Origin of the sequence: Stutzerimonas stutzeri (genome assembly GCF_013522825.1) — a bacterium.
Lineage (GTDB): Bacteria > Pseudomonadota > Gammaproteobacteria > Pseudomonadales > Pseudomonadaceae > Stutzerimonas > Stutzerimonas stutzeri_AK.
The window spans coordinates 22,432-39,247 of the sequence record NZ_JAAMQZ010000028.1; the positions used below are offsets into that span (position 1 = coordinate 22,432).

The 16,816-nt window shown below is 62.3% G+C and carries 16 protein-coding genes; 5 read left to right on the forward strand and 11 right to left on the reverse strand.

Annotated features, from left to right (window positions below; translation table 11 throughout):
* Nucleotides 1-13: 13 nt before the first annotated feature.
* The 3 genes from ccoP to ccoN form a co-directional block, all read right to left on the reverse strand.
* On the reverse strand, nucleotides 14-949 hold the full coding sequence (gene ccoP / locus G7020_RS16655) for a cytochrome-c oxidase, cbb3-type subunit III (RefSeq protein WP_181086303.1): 936 nt from the start codon (nucleotides 947-949) through the stop codon (nucleotides 14-16).
* A 100-nt stretch (nucleotides 950-1,049) separates the two neighbouring features.
* A complete protein-coding gene (gene ccoO / locus G7020_RS16660; RefSeq protein ID WP_181086304.1) occupies nucleotides 1,050-1,661 on the reverse strand; it encodes a cytochrome-c oxidase, cbb3-type subunit II in 612 nt (203 codons plus the stop codon).
* An 11-nt stretch (nucleotides 1,662-1,672) separates the two neighbouring features.
* On the reverse strand, nucleotides 1,673-3,097 hold the full coding sequence (ccoN, locus tag G7020_RS16665; RefSeq protein ID WP_181086305.1) for a cytochrome-c oxidase, cbb3-type subunit I: 1,425 nt from the start codon (nucleotides 3,095-3,097) through the stop codon (nucleotides 1,673-1,675).
* A gap of 82 nt (nucleotides 3,098-3,179) precedes the next feature.
* Here ccoN and G7020_RS16670 point away from each other — a divergent pair, with 82 nt between their 5' ends.
* Nucleotides 3,180-3,857, forward strand: a complete 678-nt coding sequence (locus G7020_RS16670) for an alpha/beta family hydrolase (RefSeq protein WP_181086306.1) — start codon at nucleotides 3,180-3,182, stop codon at nucleotides 3,855-3,857.
* 41 nt (nucleotides 3,858-3,898) lie between these two features.
* Here G7020_RS16670 and G7020_RS16675 read toward each other — a convergent pair whose 3' ends face one another.
* The 3 genes from G7020_RS16675 to G7020_RS16685 form a co-directional block, all read right to left on the reverse strand.
* Nucleotides 3,899-5,467 (reverse strand): methyl-accepting chemotaxis protein, encoded by a 1,569-nt coding sequence (locus G7020_RS16675; RefSeq protein WP_181086307.1) that lies wholly within the window; start codon nucleotides 5,465-5,467, stop codon nucleotides 3,899-3,901.
* 227 nt (nucleotides 5,468-5,694) lie between these two features.
* Entirely contained in the window at nucleotides 5,695-8,370 is a 2,676-nt protein-coding gene (gene acnA / locus G7020_RS16680; RefSeq protein ID WP_181086308.1) for an aconitate hydratase AcnA, read from the reverse strand.
* A 232-nt stretch (nucleotides 8,371-8,602) separates the two neighbouring features.
* Nucleotides 8,603-8,956 carry a helix-turn-helix domain-containing protein gene (locus G7020_RS16685; protein ID WP_181086309.1) on the reverse strand — a complete coding sequence of 118 codons (354 nt, stop codon included), beginning with the start codon at nucleotides 8,954-8,956 and terminating at the stop codon, nucleotides 8,603-8,605.
* A gap of 231 nt (nucleotides 8,957-9,187) precedes the next feature.
* On the opposite strand from G7020_RS16685, the gene G7020_RS16690 reads away from it, so the two are divergent.
* From G7020_RS16690 to tusA, 3 genes are all read left to right on the forward strand, one after another.
* Nucleotides 9,188-9,901, forward strand: a complete 714-nt coding sequence (locus G7020_RS16690; protein WP_181086310.1) for a hypothetical protein — start codon at nucleotides 9,188-9,190, stop codon at nucleotides 9,899-9,901.
* Nucleotides 9,898-10,437 carry a FlgO family outer membrane protein gene (locus tag G7020_RS16695; RefSeq protein WP_181086311.1) on the forward strand — a complete coding sequence of 180 codons (540 nt, stop codon included), beginning with the start codon at nucleotides 9,898-9,900 and terminating at the stop codon, nucleotides 10,435-10,437. The genes G7020_RS16690 and G7020_RS16695 overlap by 4 nt, the downstream gene beginning before the upstream one ends.
* A gap of 130 nt (nucleotides 10,438-10,567) precedes the next feature.
* On the forward strand, nucleotides 10,568-10,819 hold the full coding sequence (gene tusA / locus G7020_RS16700) for a sulfurtransferase TusA (RefSeq protein ID WP_423835663.1): 252 nt from the start codon (nucleotides 10,568-10,570) through the stop codon (nucleotides 10,817-10,819).
* Nucleotides 10,820-11,044: 225 nt separating this feature from the next.
* On the opposite strand, the gene G7020_RS16705 is transcribed toward tusA, so the two are convergent.
* From G7020_RS16705 to coxB, 4 genes are read right to left on the reverse strand one after another with little or no spacing between them, the layout of a single operon-like run.
* Nucleotides 11,045-11,872 (reverse strand): cytochrome c oxidase assembly protein, encoded by an 828-nt coding sequence (locus tag G7020_RS16705; RefSeq protein WP_258189376.1) that lies wholly within the window; start codon nucleotides 11,870-11,872, stop codon nucleotides 11,045-11,047.
* On the reverse strand, nucleotides 11,869-12,228 hold the full coding sequence (locus G7020_RS16710) for a hypothetical protein (RefSeq protein WP_181086312.1): 360 nt from the start codon (nucleotides 12,226-12,228) through the stop codon (nucleotides 11,869-11,871). The genes G7020_RS16705 and G7020_RS16710 overlap by 4 nt, the downstream gene beginning before the upstream one ends.
* A complete protein-coding gene (gene ctaD / locus G7020_RS16715; RefSeq protein WP_181086313.1) occupies nucleotides 12,228-14,759 on the reverse strand; it encodes a cytochrome c oxidase subunit I in 2,532 nt (843 codons plus the stop codon). Before ctaD ends, G7020_RS16710 begins: the two co-directional genes overlap by 1 nt.
* On the reverse strand, nucleotides 14,756-15,649 hold the full coding sequence (coxB, locus tag G7020_RS16720; RefSeq protein ID WP_181086338.1) for a cytochrome c oxidase subunit II: 894 nt from the start codon (nucleotides 15,647-15,649) through the stop codon (nucleotides 14,756-14,758). The genes ctaD and coxB overlap by 4 nt, the downstream gene beginning before the upstream one ends.
* A 135-nt stretch (nucleotides 15,650-15,784) precedes the next feature.
* Here coxB and G7020_RS16725 point away from each other — a divergent pair, with 135 nt between their 5' ends.
* Nucleotides 15,785-16,249 carry a DUF2231 domain-containing protein gene (locus G7020_RS16725; protein ID WP_181086314.1) on the forward strand — a complete coding sequence of 155 codons (465 nt, stop codon included), beginning with the start codon at nucleotides 15,785-15,787 and terminating at the stop codon, nucleotides 16,247-16,249.
* A 52-nt stretch (nucleotides 16,250-16,301) separates the two neighbouring features.
* Here the strand turns inward: G7020_RS16725 and G7020_RS16730 are convergent, their stop codons facing one another.
* Nucleotides 16,302-16,715, reverse strand: coding sequence for a CopD family protein (locus G7020_RS16730; protein WP_181086315.1), 414 nt, complete (start codon nucleotides 16,713-16,715; stop codon nucleotides 16,302-16,304).
* Nucleotides 16,716-16,816 lie beyond the last annotated feature (101 nt).

Consider the following 16,816-nt stretch of genomic DNA (forward strand, 5'->3'; position numbering starts at 1 on the left):
GGCCTTGAAGGTGTTACTGCTTCGCCAGTTGCTCCGGCTTTTGCGACAGGCTGTAGACGTAAGCCGCCAGCAGATGCACCTTGTCGTTGCCGAGGTACTGTTCCTGTGCCGGCATCTGACCGTTGCGACCGTGGCGGATGGTCTGCTGCAGTTGCGGCAGGTTTGAACCGTAGATCCAGGCGGCAGGGTTGGTCAGTTGTGGTGCGCCAAGGGCGGCCATGCCTTCACCGGTGGCACCGTGGCAGACGGAGCAGGTTTGTCCGTACACCTCGGAACCTTTGGCCAGATCGGCCTCGTGCCCTTCGGGCAGCGGCAGGCCAGCCAGTTGGTTGCGCACGTAAGCGGCAACGTTCTTCACACCTTCATCGCCAATCACCTGGCCCCAGGCCGGCATCGCCGCAATGCGTCCGTGAAGGATGCTCTCCTTGATCGTTTCCGGTGCGCCACCCCAGCGCCATTCGTTATCGGCCAGGTTGGGGAAACCGTTGGAACCCTTGGCGTCGGAGCCGTGGCAGATGGCGCAGTAGTTGGCGTACAGGCGTGCGCCGATTTTCAATGCGCGCTCGTCCTGAGCAACCTGCTCAACACTCATGGCCGAGTATTTGGCGAAGATCGGACCGAACTTGGCGTCGGCCTGATCCACTTCGCGCTGCCATTCCTTTTCTTGGGTCCAGCCGCCCTCATAACCCGGTAGGACGCCTTTCCAGTTACCCAGGCCGGGGTACAGGATCAGGTAGAAGATGCCGAACAGCAGCGTGCCGATAAACAGCATGAACCACCACTTGGGCAGCGGGTTGTCGTACTCCTCGATGCCGTCGAACGAATGCCCCATGGTCTTGTCGGTCGTGCCGGCTGATTCGCCCTTACGGGTGGCGAAGATCAGCCAGAACAGAGCGACGATGGTGCCCAGCGTCAGCAGGGCGATGTATCCACTCCAGAAAGTGCTCATGTGCTACTCCTGGACAGCCCGAGCCACTCTGGCTGTCCGCGATTGAAGTCCCTGACGGTCGCCGCCACGGCAGGCCGTCATCTCTCTAAGGCGTATCGGATCAACGCTTGTTGGTCAGAGCCGTGCCAAGAACCTGCAGGTAAGCCACCATGGCATCCATTTCAGTCTTGCCCTTGACGGCATCCCGGGCACCGGCGATGTCTTCCTCGGTGTAAGGCACGCCCAGGGTGCGCAAGGCTTTCATCTTCTTGGCGGTATCCTGGCCATCGAGGGTGTTCTCCACCAGCCACGGGTAGGACGGCATCTTCGATTCCGGTACCACGTTGCGCGGGTTGTACAGGTGCGCGCGGTGCCAGTCATCGGAGTAGCGGCCACCGACACGGGCCAGATCCGGACCGGTACGCTTGGAGCCCCACAGGAACGGATGGTCGTAAACACTTTCACCGGCGACGGAGTAGTGGCCATAGCGCTCGGTTTCGGCGCGGAACGGACGGATCATCTGCGAGTGGCAGCCGACGCAGCCTTCCTTGATGTAGATGTCACGGCCTTCCAGCTGCAGCGCGGTGTAGGGCTTCATGCCTTCCACCGGCTCGTTGACCGAGTCCTGGAAGAACAGCGGGACGATCTGGGTCAGGCCGCCGATGCTCACTGCGAGGATCATGAACAGGGTCAGCAGACCGACGTTCTTTTCTAGTTTTTCATGACTCTTCATTGCTCGGCTCCTCAGGCGATCTGCGCGGCGGCGTCGTATTCGGCCGGCTTGGCTGCACGCACGGTGCGCCAGGTGTTGTAGGCCATCAGCAGCATGCCGGCGAAGAAGATCGCACCGCCGATCATGCGGATCACGAAGCCTGGGTGGCTGGCTTCAAGTGCTTCGACGAAGGAGTAGGTGAGGGTGCCGTCTTCGTTGATCGCACGCCACATCAGGCCCTGGGCGATGCCGTTGACCCACATCGAGGCGATGTAGAGCACGGTGCCGATGGTGGCCAGCCAGAAGTGACCGTTGATCAGGCCGATGCTGTACATCTGCTCGCGCCCGAACACCTTCGGAATCAGGTGATACAGGGCGCCGATGGATACCATGGCAACCCAGCCGAGAGCGCCGGCGTGAACGTGGCCGATGGTCCAGTCGGTGTAGTGGGACAGGGCGTTGACGGTCTTGATGGCCATCATCGGACCTTCGAAGGTCGACATGCCGTAGAACGCCAGGGAGACCACCAGGAAGCGCAGGATCGGGTCGCTGCGCAGCTTATGCCAGGCGCCCGAGAGGGTCATCATGCCGTTGATCATGCCGCCCCAGCTCGGTGCGAGCAGAATCAGCGACATCACCATGCCCAGGCTCTGAGCCCAGTCCGGCAGGGCGGTGTAATGCAGGTGGTGCGGACCAGCCCAGATGTACACGGTGATCAGCGCCCAGAAGTGGACGATCGACAGGCGATAGGAATACACCGGACGCTCGGCCTGCTTGGGCACGAAGTAGTACATGATGCCGAGGAAGCCGGCAGTCAGGAAGAAGCCCACGGCGTTGTGACCGTACCACCACTGCACCATGGCGTCGGTTGCACCGGCATAGACCGAATAGGACTTCATCGCGGTGACCGGGATTTCCAGGTTGTTGACGATATGCAGAATCGCTACGGTCAGGATGAAGGCCCCGAAGAACCAGTTACCGACATAGATGTGCTTGACCTTGCGCGTGGCCAGCGTGCCGAAGAAGACGACCGCATAGGCTACCCAGACAATGGTGATCAGGATGTCGATCGGCCATTCCAGCTCGGCGTATTCCTTGGAACTGGTAAAGCCCAGCGGCAGGGAGATTGCGGCCAGCAGGATGACCAGTTGCCAGCCCCAGAAGGTGAACGCGGCCAGCTTGGGCGCGAACAGGGTGGTCTGGCAGGTGCGCTGGACGGAGTAGTAGGAAGTCGCGAACAATGCGCAGCCACCGAAGGCGAAAATCACCGCGTTGGTGTGCAAGGGTCGCAAACGCCCGAAACTGGTCCAGGGCAGGTCGAAGTTGAGTCCGGGCCACGCCAGCTGTGCTGCGATGAAAACGCCGAGCCCCATCCCGACGATTCCCCACACCACCGTCATGATGGCGAATTGGCGGACCACCTTGTATTGGTAGGCGGTACTGGTTGCTGTGTTCATGTATGGGCTTCCATCCACGGTAATGAGCGTTTTTTTGTTGCGTGTAAGCAGTTGTTTCTTTCAGTAGAAAGCGGGGGCAAGCATGGGGAAAGGGCAAGTGGCCGGTATTGACGCGGGTCAATACACACAGGGGGGAGAAATTCCGCTTGTCTGGACTGACCGCCCGCATGGCGCGGCCTCGGCCAGCCTGATACTCGCGCACGGCGCCGGTGCGCCGATGGACAGTCCGTTCATGCAGGCGATGACCGAGCGCCTTGTGGCGCGTGGGATCGAGGTGGTTCGCTTCGAGTTCGCCTATATGGCCGAGCGGCGACTCGATGGTCGCAGGCGGCCACCGAATCCGCAGCCTCGGCTGCTGGAGCGGTGGCGCGAGGTGTATAGGCTGGTGCGACAGCAGACCGCAGGCCGGCTGGCTCTCGGAGGCAAGTCGATGGGCGGAAGAATGGCCAGCCTGCTGGCCGATGAATTGAAGGCTGATGCGCTGATCTGTCTGGGTTATCCCTTCCATGCGGCAGGCAAGCCGGAGAAGCCGCGCGTGGTGCATCTGGCCGAACTGCGCACGCCCACCCTTATCGTACAGGGTGAGCGCGACGCGCTCGGTGACCGCCATACCGTTGCCGGCTACGCATTGTCGCCAGCGGTCGAGGTGCACTGGCTGGCCGCCGCCGACCATGACCTGAAACCTCTGAAGCGTTCAGGGCTGACCCATGAGCAGCACCTGGATAGCGCTGCGGACAGGATTGCCGAGTTTCTGCAATGATCGCAGGCCGTTGAAAAATGTAGGTAGTTTTCAATGGCCTGTCAGCGGTTGAAACGCTCCACCAGTGAATACTGTGCCTGCGCAGTTGCCGCCAGATCCTCGGACAGCAGCGCCGTGCTCTGGGCATCGCCCGAGGTCTGGTCGGCAAGGCGGGCGATATTGCTGACGTTGCGGCTGATCTCGTCGGCTACGGCGCTCTGCTGCTCGGTGGCCGAAGCGATCTGGGTGGTCATGTCGATGACGCTTTCCATCGCAGCGCCAATACCGGCGAGCGCCTTGTCGGCATCGATGACCCGTTCGACACCGGCGCTTGCCTGGGCTTTGCCCTGTCCGGTGGCTTCTACAGCCTGGCGAGCCTGCAGCTGGAGTTTTTCGATCAGCTGATGGATCTGACCAGTGGCTGCGGCGGTACGCTGGGCCAGTTGGCGGACTTCGTCAGCGACCACTGCGAAGCCGCGGCCAGATTCTCCGGCGCGTGCTGCCTCGATGGCGGCGTTGAGCGCGAGCAGATTGGTCTGGTCGGCGATACTCTTGATCACATCCACCACGCTGCCGATCTCGTTGCTGTTGCGGGCCAGTTCGGTAACGGCATCGCCGGTTTCGCTCACGGTGCTGGCCAGCAGCTCGATGGCCTGGCGGGTTTGCGCACTGATCTCGCGACCCTGGGTCGTCAGTCTGTTGGCTTGCCCGGTTGCATCGGCAGCCAGCGCCACATTGCCTGCCACCTCCTGTGTGGTAGCGGCCATCTGATTGATCGCAGTGGCCACCTGTTCGGTTTCATGATGCTGTCGTGCCAGGCCACCGGAGCTACTCTGCGCCAGTTCTTCGGCGCGTTTTGCCTGTTGCTGCAGTTGCACGGCGCTGTCCTGCAGGCGCGTCAGGCAGGTTTTCAGGCGTGCCTGTTCGCTGAGCATGGCCATTTCCAGCCGGGCTTCACTGCCGTGACTGTCCGTATACATCTGTGCGATCAGCGGATCACTCAGTGACTGCTCGGCCAGTTGCAGCAGGCGATTGGTACCGCGCATCTGCCAGTGGCGGCCAGCGAGGCCAAGGGGAATGGAAAGCCCCGCAGCCAGTACAAAGCCCCAGGCGTGATCGAGCCAGGCGCCAACTGCGAAGCCGGCCAGACTGGTCAGGATAAAGGGCAGCCAGCCGACGACCAGAGGCATCCAGGTATCACGCAATGGCACGCCACGCTTGCCGGTGTTGAGCCGTACATAGAGGGCTTCGGCGCGCTTTATCTGTTCGGAGGTCGGCTTGGTGCGTACCGACTCGTAGCCGATGATCTGGCGCTGTGGATCGAGTACCGGCGTCACATAGGCGTTGACCCAGTAATGGTCGCCATTCTTGCGGCGATTCTTGACGATGCCCATCCAGGGGCGGCCGTCCTTGAGCGTCACCCAAAGATGGTTGAATACGGCGGCGGGCACATCAGGATGCCGGATCAGATTGTGTGGCGCGCCTATCAGTTCGCCGCGTTCGAAACCGCTGACTTGGGCAAAGATATCGTTGCAGTAGGTGATTCGGCCTTTCAGGTCTGTAGTGGAAATCAGCCTCTGCTGGTCAGGAAACGGGTAATCGCGTTGCGTGATGGGAAGATTCTTTCGCATGCGTGAGGTGCGCCTGGCAATTGGGATGATTTTTTATATTTATGAATAGCGTACAAGCGCTCTTGCAGAGCATTTATAGAGCGCTTGAGGTTTGACGTCAAAATATAATGATTGGTTGTAGCGAAAATTAACGGCTGGAAAACCAAAGGCTTAAGGAAAAAACTGACCAGTGGTTCATAAAAAACGCCCGTAGCTTCAGGCTGCGGGCGTTGTACGGGACGAAGGCGCTAAGCCTTGATCAGTTGTCTCAGCACATAATGCAGAATCCCGCCGGCTTTGAAGTACTGAACTTCATTGAGCGTATCAATGCGACACAGGGCCTGGAACGAATCCCGGGAACCATCGCTGCGTTGCACCTCGACAGTGAGCATTTGGCGCGGCTTGATATTCTCGTCCAGGCCACGGATCGAAAGCGTCTCGCTGCCGTCCAGGCCCAGCGACTGACGCGTCTGGCCATCGGTGAATTGCAGTGCCAGTACACCCATGCCGATCAGGTTGGAGCGATGGATACGCTCGAAACTTTCGGCGATCACCGCCTTGATCCCCAGCAGGTTGGTGCCCTTGGCCGCCCAGTCGCGGCTGGAGCCGGTGCCGTATTCCTTGCCGGCGATCACCACCAGCGGCACGCCTTCGCTCTGGTAGCGCATGGCCGCATCGTAGATCGAGAGCTTTTCGCCGCCGGGCTGATACAGGGTATTGCCGCCTTCCTCGCCGCCGAGCATTTCGTTGCGGATGCGGATGTTGGCGAAGGTGCCGCGCATCATCACTTCATGGTTGCCTCGGCGCGAGCCGTAGGAGTTGAAGTCTTCCGGTTGCACGCCCAGTGACTGCAGGTACAGCCCGGCTGGCGAGCTGGCCTTGATGTTGCCCGCCGGGGAGATGTGGTCGGTGGTGATGGAGTCGCCGAAAAGCGCCAGGATGCGCGCGTTCTCGATATCGGCAGGCGGCGCGGGCGGCTGGCCGATCTCCTCGAAAAACGGTGGATTCTGTACATAGCTGGACGCGGCGTTCCACTGATAGGTATCACCGGCGCTGACCGGGATTTTCTGCCAGTGCTGGTCGCCGCTGAATACGTCGGCATAGCGACTGCGGAACATTTCGCCATCGATACGGCTGACGGCTTCGGCGATCTCCGCGCTGCTCGGCCAGATATCCTTCAGATAGACCGGCTGGTTTTGTGTGTCGTATCCCAGTGGCTCGCGATCCATATCGATACGCGTGGTACCGGCCAGGGCGAACGCCACTACCAGCGGCGGTGAAGCCAGCCAGTTGGCTTTGACCAGCGGATGCACACGCCCCTCGAAGTTACGGTTGCCGGAGAGTACCGAGGAGACGATCAGGTCGTTGTCGGTGACGGTCTGGGCGATGGCATTCGGCAGCGGTCCCGAGTTGCCGATACAGGTGGTACAGCCATAACCCACCAGGTTGAAACCGAGCTGATCCAGATATTGCGTCAGTCCGGCGCGTTCCAGGTAATCGGTGACCACCTTGGAGCCGGGCGCCAGCGAGGACTTGACCCAGGGCTGGCGGGTGAGACCGCGCTCCAGCGCTTTTTTCGCCACCAGACCGGCCGCCATCAGCACGCTGGGGTTGGAGGTGTTGGTGCAGGAAGTGATCGCAGCAATGACCACGGCGCCGTGCCTGAGGGCAAAGTCTTCGCCAGCGACGGCAAAGGGCGTATCGGATTGCTGCTTGCGGCCACTGGTCTCCAGCAGCAGATCGAAGCTGGCACCGATATCGCCCAGTGACACCCGGTCCTGTGGGCGTTTGGGGCCGGCGAGAGAAGGCTGTACCTGACTCAGATCCAGTTCCAGGGTGGTGGTGAACTGCGGGTCCGGCGAGTCGCTGTCGCGCCACATGCCCTGGGCCTTGCTGTAAGCCTCGACCAGAGCGATACGCTCTTCGCTGCGACCTGTCAGGCGCAGGTAATCGATGGTGATCCGGTCCACCGGGAAGAAGCCGCAGGTGGCGCCATATTCCGGGGCCATATTGCCGATGGTGGCGCGGTCGGCCAGTGGCAGATGATCCAGCCCAGGCCCGTAGAATTCGACGAACTTGCCCACCACACCCTGCTTGCGCAGCATCTGCGTCACGGTCAGTACCAGATCGGTGGCTGTGATGCCTTCGTTGAGTTTGCCGCTCAGACGGAAGCCCACCACTTCCGGTATCAACATGGAAACCGGCTGGCCGAGCATCGCTGCCTCGGCCTCGATACCGCCGACGCCCCAGCCCAGCACGCCCAGGCCATTGATCATGGTGGTGTGCGAGTCGGTGCCGACCAGGGTGTCGGGATAAGCGTAGGTCTCGTTGTTTTCATCGCGGGTCCAGACCACCTGGCCGAGGTATTCCAGGTTGACCTGGTGGCAGATGCCGGTGCCTGGCGGCACTACCCGAAAGTTGTCGAAGGCCTGCTGACCCCAGCGCAGAAACTCGTAGCGCTCGCCATTGCGCTGCATCTCGATCTGGACGTTCTGCTCGAATGCCTGATCGCTGCCGAAGCGGTCGACCATCACCGAGTGGTCGATCACCAGATCCACCGGCGACAGCGGATTGATCTGCTGTGGATCGGCCCCGGCGCGAGACACCGCATCGCGCATGGCGGTCAGGTCCACCACCGCCGGCACGCCGGTGAAATCCTGCATCAATACGCGGGCAGGGCGGTACTGGATTTCGCGCTCCGAAGTGCGCGCTTGCAGCCAGCTTGCCAGCGAGTTGAAGTCATCGGCACGCACCGTGACGTCATCTTCCCAGCGCAGCAAATTCTCCAGCAGCACCTTGAGCGAGGTCGGCAGGCGGCTGATATCGCCCAGCGTTTTCGCCGCCTCGGGCAGGCTGTAATAAAGGTAGGTCTTGCCGTTCACATCCAGGCTTCGACGGCAATTGAGGCTGTCCAGGGATCGCATTCGTCTCTCCTTGCGCCCGCACGGTCGGGCTGGCTGAGGTCGGGGATCTTGGTTGAATCTAGTCCCTGACGAGGTGTTTGGCCATGTGGCGGGTCGCCAGCGCGCAATGCAGTCTTCAGATAGCGCAGGCGATGCCGGCTGCATGCCAACTGTTCACTGGACAGGGGACATACGCCTGGGTTCCCGAGCGGATTTGGCGGGCGGTGTGAGGCGGGATGTGGAGGAGTTGTCGTTACTTGCGCCGTCTGGCCGCCAAGCGGCAAAAGCGCTTCAGCGTGTCGATGGCGAAGGCGCGCTCCTCTTCGTGCAGGGAGCCGAGCATCACCAGCAGGGCGGTGGAGTCGTCAAGTTTGGCTGCTGTTGGCGGCTCCGCATCTTCGGTGAAGAACTGGCTGAGGCTGACGCCGAAGACCTCGCACAGGCGCTGGATGGTGAGCAGCGAGGGCAGGGTAACGCCGCGTTCGAATCGGGAAACGGTAATCGGGTCCACGTCCAGTGCCAGTGACAGCTGGTCCTGGGTGATACCCAGCGCGGTGCGGTGGCGGGCAATGATCCTGCCTACGGTTGCAGCGAGTTCCTGACGCACGGCTAAACCTAAATTGTCATGGCGGAATCCATGCGCGAAATGATTGGGCGTTCACGTTCTGCTCGTTAGGTTCTAATTTGTTTAGATAATGATTTGATCTAATGTGCCTAGTTCATGCCGGGAAGAACTGCCGGTCGGGGCTGCGGGGGATATGGGCGGCCCGTCGACGGGCATCCGGACATGGCACTGAATGGCCAAGCGGGATTTTTTCCGCGTCTCCAGGGATCGACTATGCGTAAGAAAATAATCATGGGTCTGCTCGCGGGCAGCACGGTATTGGGCGGTTGCGTACAGATCGCGGAAGCACCGCGACCAAGCGGTTTTCCGCTGCAGGATCAGCAGCACGTGCGGGCGGCATCGCACTGGCAGTTGATCGCTGAAGACACTGCTCGCCAGCTGATCGCGGCCCTGCCCGAGAAGCGTCCGCTGCATGTGGTGCGCCAGGACGGCACCGCCAGTCCTTTCGAGGAAACCTTCACTTCACAGCTCGTCACCGAACTGACCCGCGCCGGCTATCCGGTGATGAAACATGCCGACCGCCAGGGAACCCTGCTGGTCGAGGTTTCCGCCAACCCGGTGCGATTCTCCGAAGATCGTCGCTATCAGGAATCCTTCCTCGGCTCGAAGACACTGGGCGCCAGCCTGCTGACGGGTGGCCTGCTGGCCGTCTACAAGGTCACCGACAACATCTATGGCAGCGTCAGCAAGACCGGCGCTGCGGCGGGGGCGGTCATCGGGGTGACAGCCCTGGCCGAGGCGCTGGAGCTGTACCAGGATCAGCAAGGCCGGCACGTTGTGCCACAGACCGAGCTGATCGTTACCACCAGCGTTTCCACTGCCGATCGCTACTTCGCCCAGGTCAGCAGCGCCTACTACACCACCCAGACCGACTGGGGCCTGTATGCCCGCAATGCGCGCCTGCCGCTCAGGGGGGCAGCCCAATGAAGCGTCTTGTCCATTCCCTGCTGGCCTTGTTGATGGTCGTCGTTGTGTCCGGCTGTGTGCGCAATGCGGCTCCGAACTATGAAAATGCCCGCAATTCGCCGTTCATTCGCGCCAATCACCAGGCCGCCGACGCGCTGTTGCAACAGCTGCCGGGTGGCGGCAGCACCATGATCATCGCGACCCTGGTCAACATCGACGCACTGGAGCGCTCCTCGACCATGGGGCGGCTGGTCTCCGAACAGGTTTCGGCGCGTTTCACCCAGGCTGGCAATCGCATGGTGGAGATGAAGTTCCGCAACAGCGTGTACATCTCGCGAAGCCAGGGCGAGCTGATGCTGACACGTGAAATCCACGAGTTGGCCAGTGCCCACAATGCCCAAGCGGTGATCGTCGGCAGCTACGGTGAGAGTAAGGACTATGTGTTCATCAACCTGAAAGTGATCCAGCCGAACACCAACCTGGTGCTCGCGGTGCATGACTATGCGCTGCCGATCGACGAGAACATGCGCACCATGCTGCGCAACAAGCGTTATTGACTACCTTGTGCCGCATGAGGCGCGGATGGCCCGGTTGGCTGCCGGGTTGTTCGCCGTCTCTTGCGTCGTCACAGGTGACCGCAAGGGCAGGGGTGCGCGACAATGCCCGCCTGTTTTGCGGAGCCTATTCATGACCGACCCGAACAACCTGTCCCACGATGCCTTGCTCGACGCCACCGGCCTCAACTGCCCGGAGCCGGTGATGATGCTGCACAACAAGGTGCGTGCCCTGAGCGGCGGTGAGATGCTCAAGGTCATCGCCACCGACCCGTCCACCCAACGTGACATTCCCAAGTTCTGCGTCTTTCTCGGCCACGAGCTGATCGAGCAACAGACACAGGAAGGCGCCTACCTGTACTGGATTCGCAAGAAAAGCGATTGAGGCTTGGGGTTTGGGCTCTGGGGCGCCCGGTAGGAGCGGGTCGTGCCCGCGAATCGATGCCCGAACATCGACGCGGTTACATTCGCGGCCAAGGCCCCTCCTACAATGGCCCGCGCGCGCTGCATATCCTGTGGGAGCGGACTTGTCCGCGAAGCGATGTCCGGTCATCGGCACATTTCCTTCGCGGGCATGGCCCGCTCCTACGCTGTTCGATTCGGCAGAGAATCACCGCGACAATGCGTTCGCCTCCTGTCGCCGCCACATCCGCGTCAGCCAGCGCCAGGTGATCCAGCCGGCGCCCAGCAGGTAGATCAGACCGCCCGGCACCCACATGATCAGACCGGCCAGTTGCTGGTCGGCCACATCCCGCGATTCGCCATAAAAGGGCGTGCTGGCGAACGTCAGCAGGGCGCCCAGCAGGCCGGTGTGCATCAGTGTCAGGAGGTTGGCCATCAGTGCCTGCGGCACCTGTTTCGGGTTTGCGCGCAGGGTGGACCACCAGAACAGCCAGGCGCTGAATAGAAAGCAGGCATGTTCGACGGCATGCCACCAGAGGTTGTCCAGTGCGAGTTGATACAGCCTGGGCGTGTGCCAGATCCAGATGATCGCACCATGCAGCATCGCCAGCGCCACCGGATATCGACCCCAGCGCAGAATGGCGCTCCACACCGGCTGTGCCACCTGTCCGGTGACCGCGCGCCATTGCGGCAGCGGGCGCGCCAGTGCCCACATGGGGGCGATCACCACGATGAACAGCATGTGCTGAGTCATATGCCAGCTGGTGCTGGTTTCCGCCCAGTCGTCGATGGGGCCGAATACGGCGAAGGCCGCCAGCAGCATGGCGCCGTGAAACCAGGCGGCTTCGCTGCGCCGGGTCGGGATGCGCCGGGCGCCTAGGATATACAACCCCCAGGCCACGGCCAGGACGAGGGCCGTGATGAACAGCGGCGCACGCTCGACAAAATGACCGTCGAACAGGCCGTGGGCCAGCGCCGGTTGCGGCAGTAAGCCCATCAGGAGCAGCGTCAGGGGCCAACGGAGGGTGGAAGTCATACGCATGGTGGTAAAAACGCCAGTTGCAGCCCGATGAACAGGGTGGCCAGGGCCGCGATAAGGTGAATGCCCGCCGCAACCCGGCTGACGAACAACTGGCGTTCGTCCAGCTGGTGCGGCGGGCGTGTCAGCTGCCAGGCGCGATATCCGAGCCACAACAGCAACGTGACCACTGCCAGCGTGACAATGGCGAAGCTCGCGTTCAGCCAGTTGGCGATGCCCTGCGCCGGATCGGGCGGGTTGACCACGCAGGCCACGCCGTGAGCGCCGTAGATGCCGGCGAACCAGACGCTCCAGATGATCAGCCCAAGGACGATCTGTATCGGGTGCAGGGCAGAGAACCAACGTGGCTTCATCAGGCGCCTCCCCAGGTGCTCGGGAACAGGACGATGGCCGCATAAGCGCTCCATAGCACGCCGAGGTTGTAATACCAGAGCTGTTCCACCACGACGGGTTCGTAGGGTGCATGCAGCCCGACGTAACCTTTCACCACCCGCCAGCTCTGCAGGACAGTCAGAATGCTCGCCAGGGCGCAATGGATCAGGCTGTAGCTCAGCATCACGAAGATCACCGCGTCATGCGCGGTTTCGGTTATGGCGAGGCTGGCATCCAGCAGCAGCCACAGCAGTGCCGCACATTGCACCAGGCCCAGGCCCGTGGTGATGCACAGGTCGCGCAGCACATGCGTGGAGGTGCCCCGGCGCAACTGTGCCGGCACCCGGCGCATCCACAGGGTGGCGGCTGTCAGCAGCAAGGCGCTGGCGAGCATCAGCCAGCCATTGAGGTCGGATTGCTCCGGTACTTGCCACTCGGGCGAAACCGTCCACAGGTAGAACCAGCCGAACAGCAGGCACAGGTACAGCGCGCCGTTGGCCAGCAGCGTCACGCCCATACCCCAGAGGCCGGGGCCGTCGAAGGTGCGCGAATGCAGCGGCGGCTCGTCGGGCTGGGTGCGGGCGTCCGGTGCGGCATTGGGATGCGTGCCGTTTTCCCAGGACCAGCGAAACAGCACCACCAGGGTTGCCAGAGTGGCGGCAAGGGCGATCCAGTACGCCTTGTTCAGCAGGCTCAGGCAGAGCGCGGTGAGAAACAGCGAGGCGATGAAGGGCAGCCAGCTGTTGCCGGGCAGGTGAACGATTTCGCGCACCCTGCCGGTCAGGGGATCGACGCCCCAGGTTTCCCGCCGGCCATGGTCGATCACCGTTAGTGCGTGTTCGCCACGGGCGATGCTGTCGGGAAGGTTCGGGTCCTTCCACAGCGGATGACGATCATCGATATCCGGCAGGCTGACGAAATTGTACGGGCTGGGCGGCAGGCTGGTGGCCCATTCCAGGGTGTCGGCATTCCAGGGATTCTTTTTCGCCGGCTGGCCGAAGCGGAAGTGCAGCAGGATATCCAGCAGAATGGTGCCGATGCCGATGGCCATGATGAAACTGCCGATGGACGACACCAGGTTCGGCATGTCCCAGCCCAGCCCCGTGTCGTAGGTGTAGACCCGCCGCGGCATGCCGATCAGTCCCGTCCAGTGCATGATCAGGAAGGTCGTGTTGAAACCGATGAACACCAGCCAGAAGCCCCAGCGCCCCAGCCGCACCGAAGGCATGCGCCCGGAGAAGTGCGGCAGCCAGTAATAGAGCCCGGCCATCAGCGGGAAGAACATGCCGCCCACCAGCACGTAGTGCATGTGCGCGACCACGAAATGGGTGTCATGCACCTGCCAGTCGAAGGGCACCAGCGCCACCATCACGCCGGTCAGACCGCCGGCGACGAACACGATGAGAAAGCCCACCAGCCACAGCATCGGCACATGATAGACCGGTCTGCCCAGCCATAGCGTGGCGATCCAGGCGAAGATCTGCACCCCCGTGGGGATCGCCACCAGCATGCTCGCCGCCGAGAAAAAGCCCAGCGCCAGCGCCGGAATGCCCACTGTGAACATATGGTGGACCCACAAGCCGAAGCTCAGGAAGCCCGTGCTCAGCACGCCCAGCACCACCCAGCGATAGCCCACCAGCGGCCTTTGGCAGAACACCGGCAACAGCGTCGAGACGATGCCCGCGCCGGGCAGGAAGATGATGTACACCTCGGGGTGGCCGAACAGCCAGAACAGATGCTGCCACAGCAATGGATCGCCGCCCCTGGCGGTATCGAAAAAGGGCAGGCCGGCGGCGCGTTCCAGCTCCAGCAGGATGCTGCCCAGAATCAGCGGCGGGAAACCGATGACGATCATCATCGCCATCACCAGGATGTACCAGGCGTAAATCGGCATCTTGTGCAGCGCCATGCCGTTGGCGCGGGTGCGCAGGATCGACACCACCAGCTCGACCCCGGCGCTCACCGCCGAAATCTCGACGAAGGTGATGCCCAGCAGCCAGAAATCCGAATTGATCCCCGGCATGTGCGCCGCGCTCGACAGCGGTGTGTACATGAACCAGCCGGCCTTGGGCGCCACTTCGAGAAACACGCTCGACAGCAGGATGATGCCGCCGAACAGGTAGCAGAAGTAGCCCAGCGCCGACAGCCGCGGGAAGATCAGGTCTCGTGCGCCGAGCATCTTCGGAATCAGGTAGACGGCCAGGCCTTCCATCATCGGCACGGCGAAGAGGAACATCATCACCGTGCCGTGCATGGTGAAGACCTGGTTGTAGATGTCCGGCTCCATCAGCACATAGCCGGGCAGCGCCAGCTGGGTGCGGATCAGCATGGCCATCAGGCCACCGATCAGGAAGAACACTCCGCCGGTGATCATGAAGCGCAGGCCGATGCTGGTGTGGTTGACGATGGTCAGCGCCCGCCAGCCACGCGGGTTGCCCCAGACTTCGTTGAACTGATCGTGCAACTGTTCCGGGTCGGTGGAAGGCGCTTTGCTTCGGTCGAAATAACTCATGGCGCAAGCGTCTCCAGCCAGGCGGCGATCTCGTCGAGGGTGTGTGGCGGCACGTCGTCATGGGCCGGCATGGCATTGCCGAACTTCAGCGTCTTGTGCTCACGCAGCCAGCGGCGCAGGCCCTGTGCATCGTTGTCGATGACCCCGGCGCCGAGGCTGGGGCGGCTCGCCAGGTCGGTCAGGTCCGGTGCGCGATTCCCTTCGCTGATGCCTGCCACGCGGTGGCATTGCCCGCAACGGTTGGCGAAGACTTCGCCACCTGCGCCAGACGCGGGCTGCCGCACGCTGAAATCCTCCCGCGCCGCGATCCAGTCATCGAAGGCGTCAGCTGTCATCGCCTCGACGTGCAGCTTCATGTGCGTGTGCTGAAGTCCGCAGAATTCCGAGCACTGGCCATGAAATATGCCGGTGTGCCCGGCCTCGATACGGATGACGTTGGTCCGCCCCGGCAGCATGTCCATCTTGCCGCCCAGGCGCGGGACCCAGAACGAATGCACTACGTCGGCACTGGTCACGTGCACGTCGATCAGGCGCTCGGCGGGAATGATCAACTGATTGGCGGTGGTGACGCCGCTGTCGGGATAGTGGACCTCCCACCACCACTGATGGCCGGTGACTTCCACTTTCAGGGGCTGCTCGCCGTCGACCGGTAGCGGGATCATGCCGCGCCCGGTGGGAATGCCGAAGACCAGCAGCACGATGATGCTGACACTTGGCAGTACGATCCCACCGCCGATGATCCAGCGTCGATTGATCCGGCTCGCCTGTTCCTCGCTGACCGTGCGCGGCTTGCGCAGCATGGCGTAGATCCACAGCGCGCTCACCGCCAGCAGCACCAGCGTGGCGAAGGCCAGCATGCCCCACCAGACAGTGGCCACCTGATGGGCCATCGGGCTGGCCGGATCGAGCGTGGACAGCGGGCCACCACAGGCACTCAGCCAAGGAACTGCCAGCGTCAGCGTGGTCCATTTCAAGAGGCCACCGGTTCGCATGGCCCCTTTTTCCGTCTGCCACTGGAGGGCCGAATGGCCAACTACCGAGACTCCATCCATAGCCGCGCCGCGATTGCCGGGCATCCCCTGCATCCGATGCTGATTCATTTCCCGGTCGCCGCATTGACTGCATTGCTGCCGGTCGACCTGGCCCACTTGTGGACGCTGGATGATTTCTGGTGGCGTGCCGGCCTGTGGCTGGCTGGTGTCGGCGCACTGGGGGGCTGGGTCGCCAGCCTTTTCGGCCTGATCGATCTGCTCACGGTGAACGAGATTCGCCAGAAGATCACCGCCTGGTGCCACGCCATCCTCGCCGTGATGATGCTCTCGCTCGCCTCGCTCAACTGGCTGCTGCGCTACCAGAACGATGGGCAGAACATTTACCTCTGGGGCCTGTACCTGTCGGCCATCACCGCCGTGCTGATCGCCCTGGCGGCCTATCTTGGCGGGCGCCTGGTCTACGAGCATGCGGTAGGCGTCGATCTGGACAAGGTCTGAGGGATGATGTGCCTTGGGTTCGGTCATGAGTGCTTGCCGAGTCATTCGTGAATTAGAAAGGCTTGGCCAGGACCAGCCAGAGCGTCGCCGTGATAAAGGTCGCGATGAACACGCCAAGAATTCGGCACTGGATGCTGGCGCTCTGTTCTGGCGAGCGTTCGATGCGTAACACCAGTACGCCGCACAAGGCATGACACATGACCATGCCGGCGACCGTGGTGAGCTTGACGATCAGCCAGCCGGCAACGAGCCCGTCACGCAGGAAGATCGCGCTGCCCGAGCCAATGGCGATCAGCGCCGCTGGCGTCGCAATCAGGTTGAACACCGTGCGCGTCAGGTGTGCGTGGTCTCGGTAGAAGAGCGGTTCGCTGCGCCGGGTGCCGGCAGCGATCAGCGCCGGCAGGTACAGCAGGGCGCCGCACCAGCACAACAGGCTCGCGAAGTGCAGCAGTTTGAGCAGGGGCATTCACGTCTCCATCCGGCCCACGGCAAGTCAGAGGTTGTGACAGCCCTGTGTCCCGGCGGTTCGGCTAAGCTCTGGAAGTGGCTCTATGAGTGCCATTCGGC

Excerpts from the sequence above, each read along its gene's own strand:
- ccoP (WP_181086303.1), bottom strand. The coding sequence starts at position 949 with ATGAGCACTTTCTGGAGTGGATACATCGCCCTGCTGACGCTGGGCACC.
- ccoO (WP_181086304.1), bottom strand. The coding sequence starts at position 1,661 with ATGAAGAGTCATGAAAAACTAGAAAAGAACGTCGGTCTGCTGACCCTG.
- ccoN (WP_181086305.1), bottom strand. The coding sequence starts at position 3,097 with ATGAACACAGCAACCAGTACCGCCTACCAATACAAGGTGGTCCGCCAA.
- G7020_RS16670 (WP_181086306.1), top strand. The coding sequence starts at position 3,180 with ATGGGGAAAGGGCAAGTGGCCGGTATTGACGCGGGTCAATACACACAG.
- G7020_RS16675 (WP_181086307.1), bottom strand. The coding sequence starts at position 5,467 with ATGCGAAAGAATCTTCCCATCACGCAACGCGATTACCCGTTTCCTGAC.
- acnA (WP_181086308.1), bottom strand. The coding sequence starts at position 8,370 with ATGCGATCCCTGGACAGCCTCAATTGCCGTCGAAGCCTGGATGTGAAC.
- G7020_RS16690 (WP_181086310.1), top strand. The coding sequence starts at position 9,188 with ATGCGTAAGAAAATAATCATGGGTCTGCTCGCGGGCAGCACGGTATTG.
- G7020_RS16695 (WP_181086311.1), top strand. The coding sequence starts at position 9,898 with ATGAAGCGTCTTGTCCATTCCCTGCTGGCCTTGTTGATGGTCGTCGTT.
- tusA (WP_423835663.1), top strand. The coding sequence starts at position 10,568 with ATGACCGACCCGAACAACCTGTCCCACGATGCCTTGCTCGACGCCACC.
- G7020_RS16705 (WP_258189376.1), bottom strand. The coding sequence starts at position 11,872 with ATGACTTCCACCCTCCGTTGGCCCCTGACGCTGCTCCTGATGGGCTTA.
- G7020_RS16710 (WP_181086312.1), bottom strand. The coding sequence starts at position 12,228 with ATGAAGCCACGTTGGTTCTCTGCCCTGCACCCGATACAGATCGTCCTT.
- ctaD (WP_181086313.1), bottom strand. The coding sequence starts at position 14,759 with ATGAGTTATTTCGACCGAAGCAAAGCGCCTTCCACCGACCCGGAACAG.
- coxB (WP_181086338.1), bottom strand. The coding sequence starts at position 15,649 with ATGGCCCATCAGGTGGCCACTGTCTGGTGGGGCATGCTGGCCTTCGCC.
- G7020_RS16725 (WP_181086314.1), top strand. The coding sequence starts at position 15,785 with ATGGCCAACTACCGAGACTCCATCCATAGCCGCGCCGCGATTGCCGGG.
- G7020_RS16730 (WP_181086315.1), bottom strand. The coding sequence starts at position 16,715 with ATGCCCCTGCTCAAACTGCTGCACTTCGCGAGCCTGTTGTGCTGGTGC.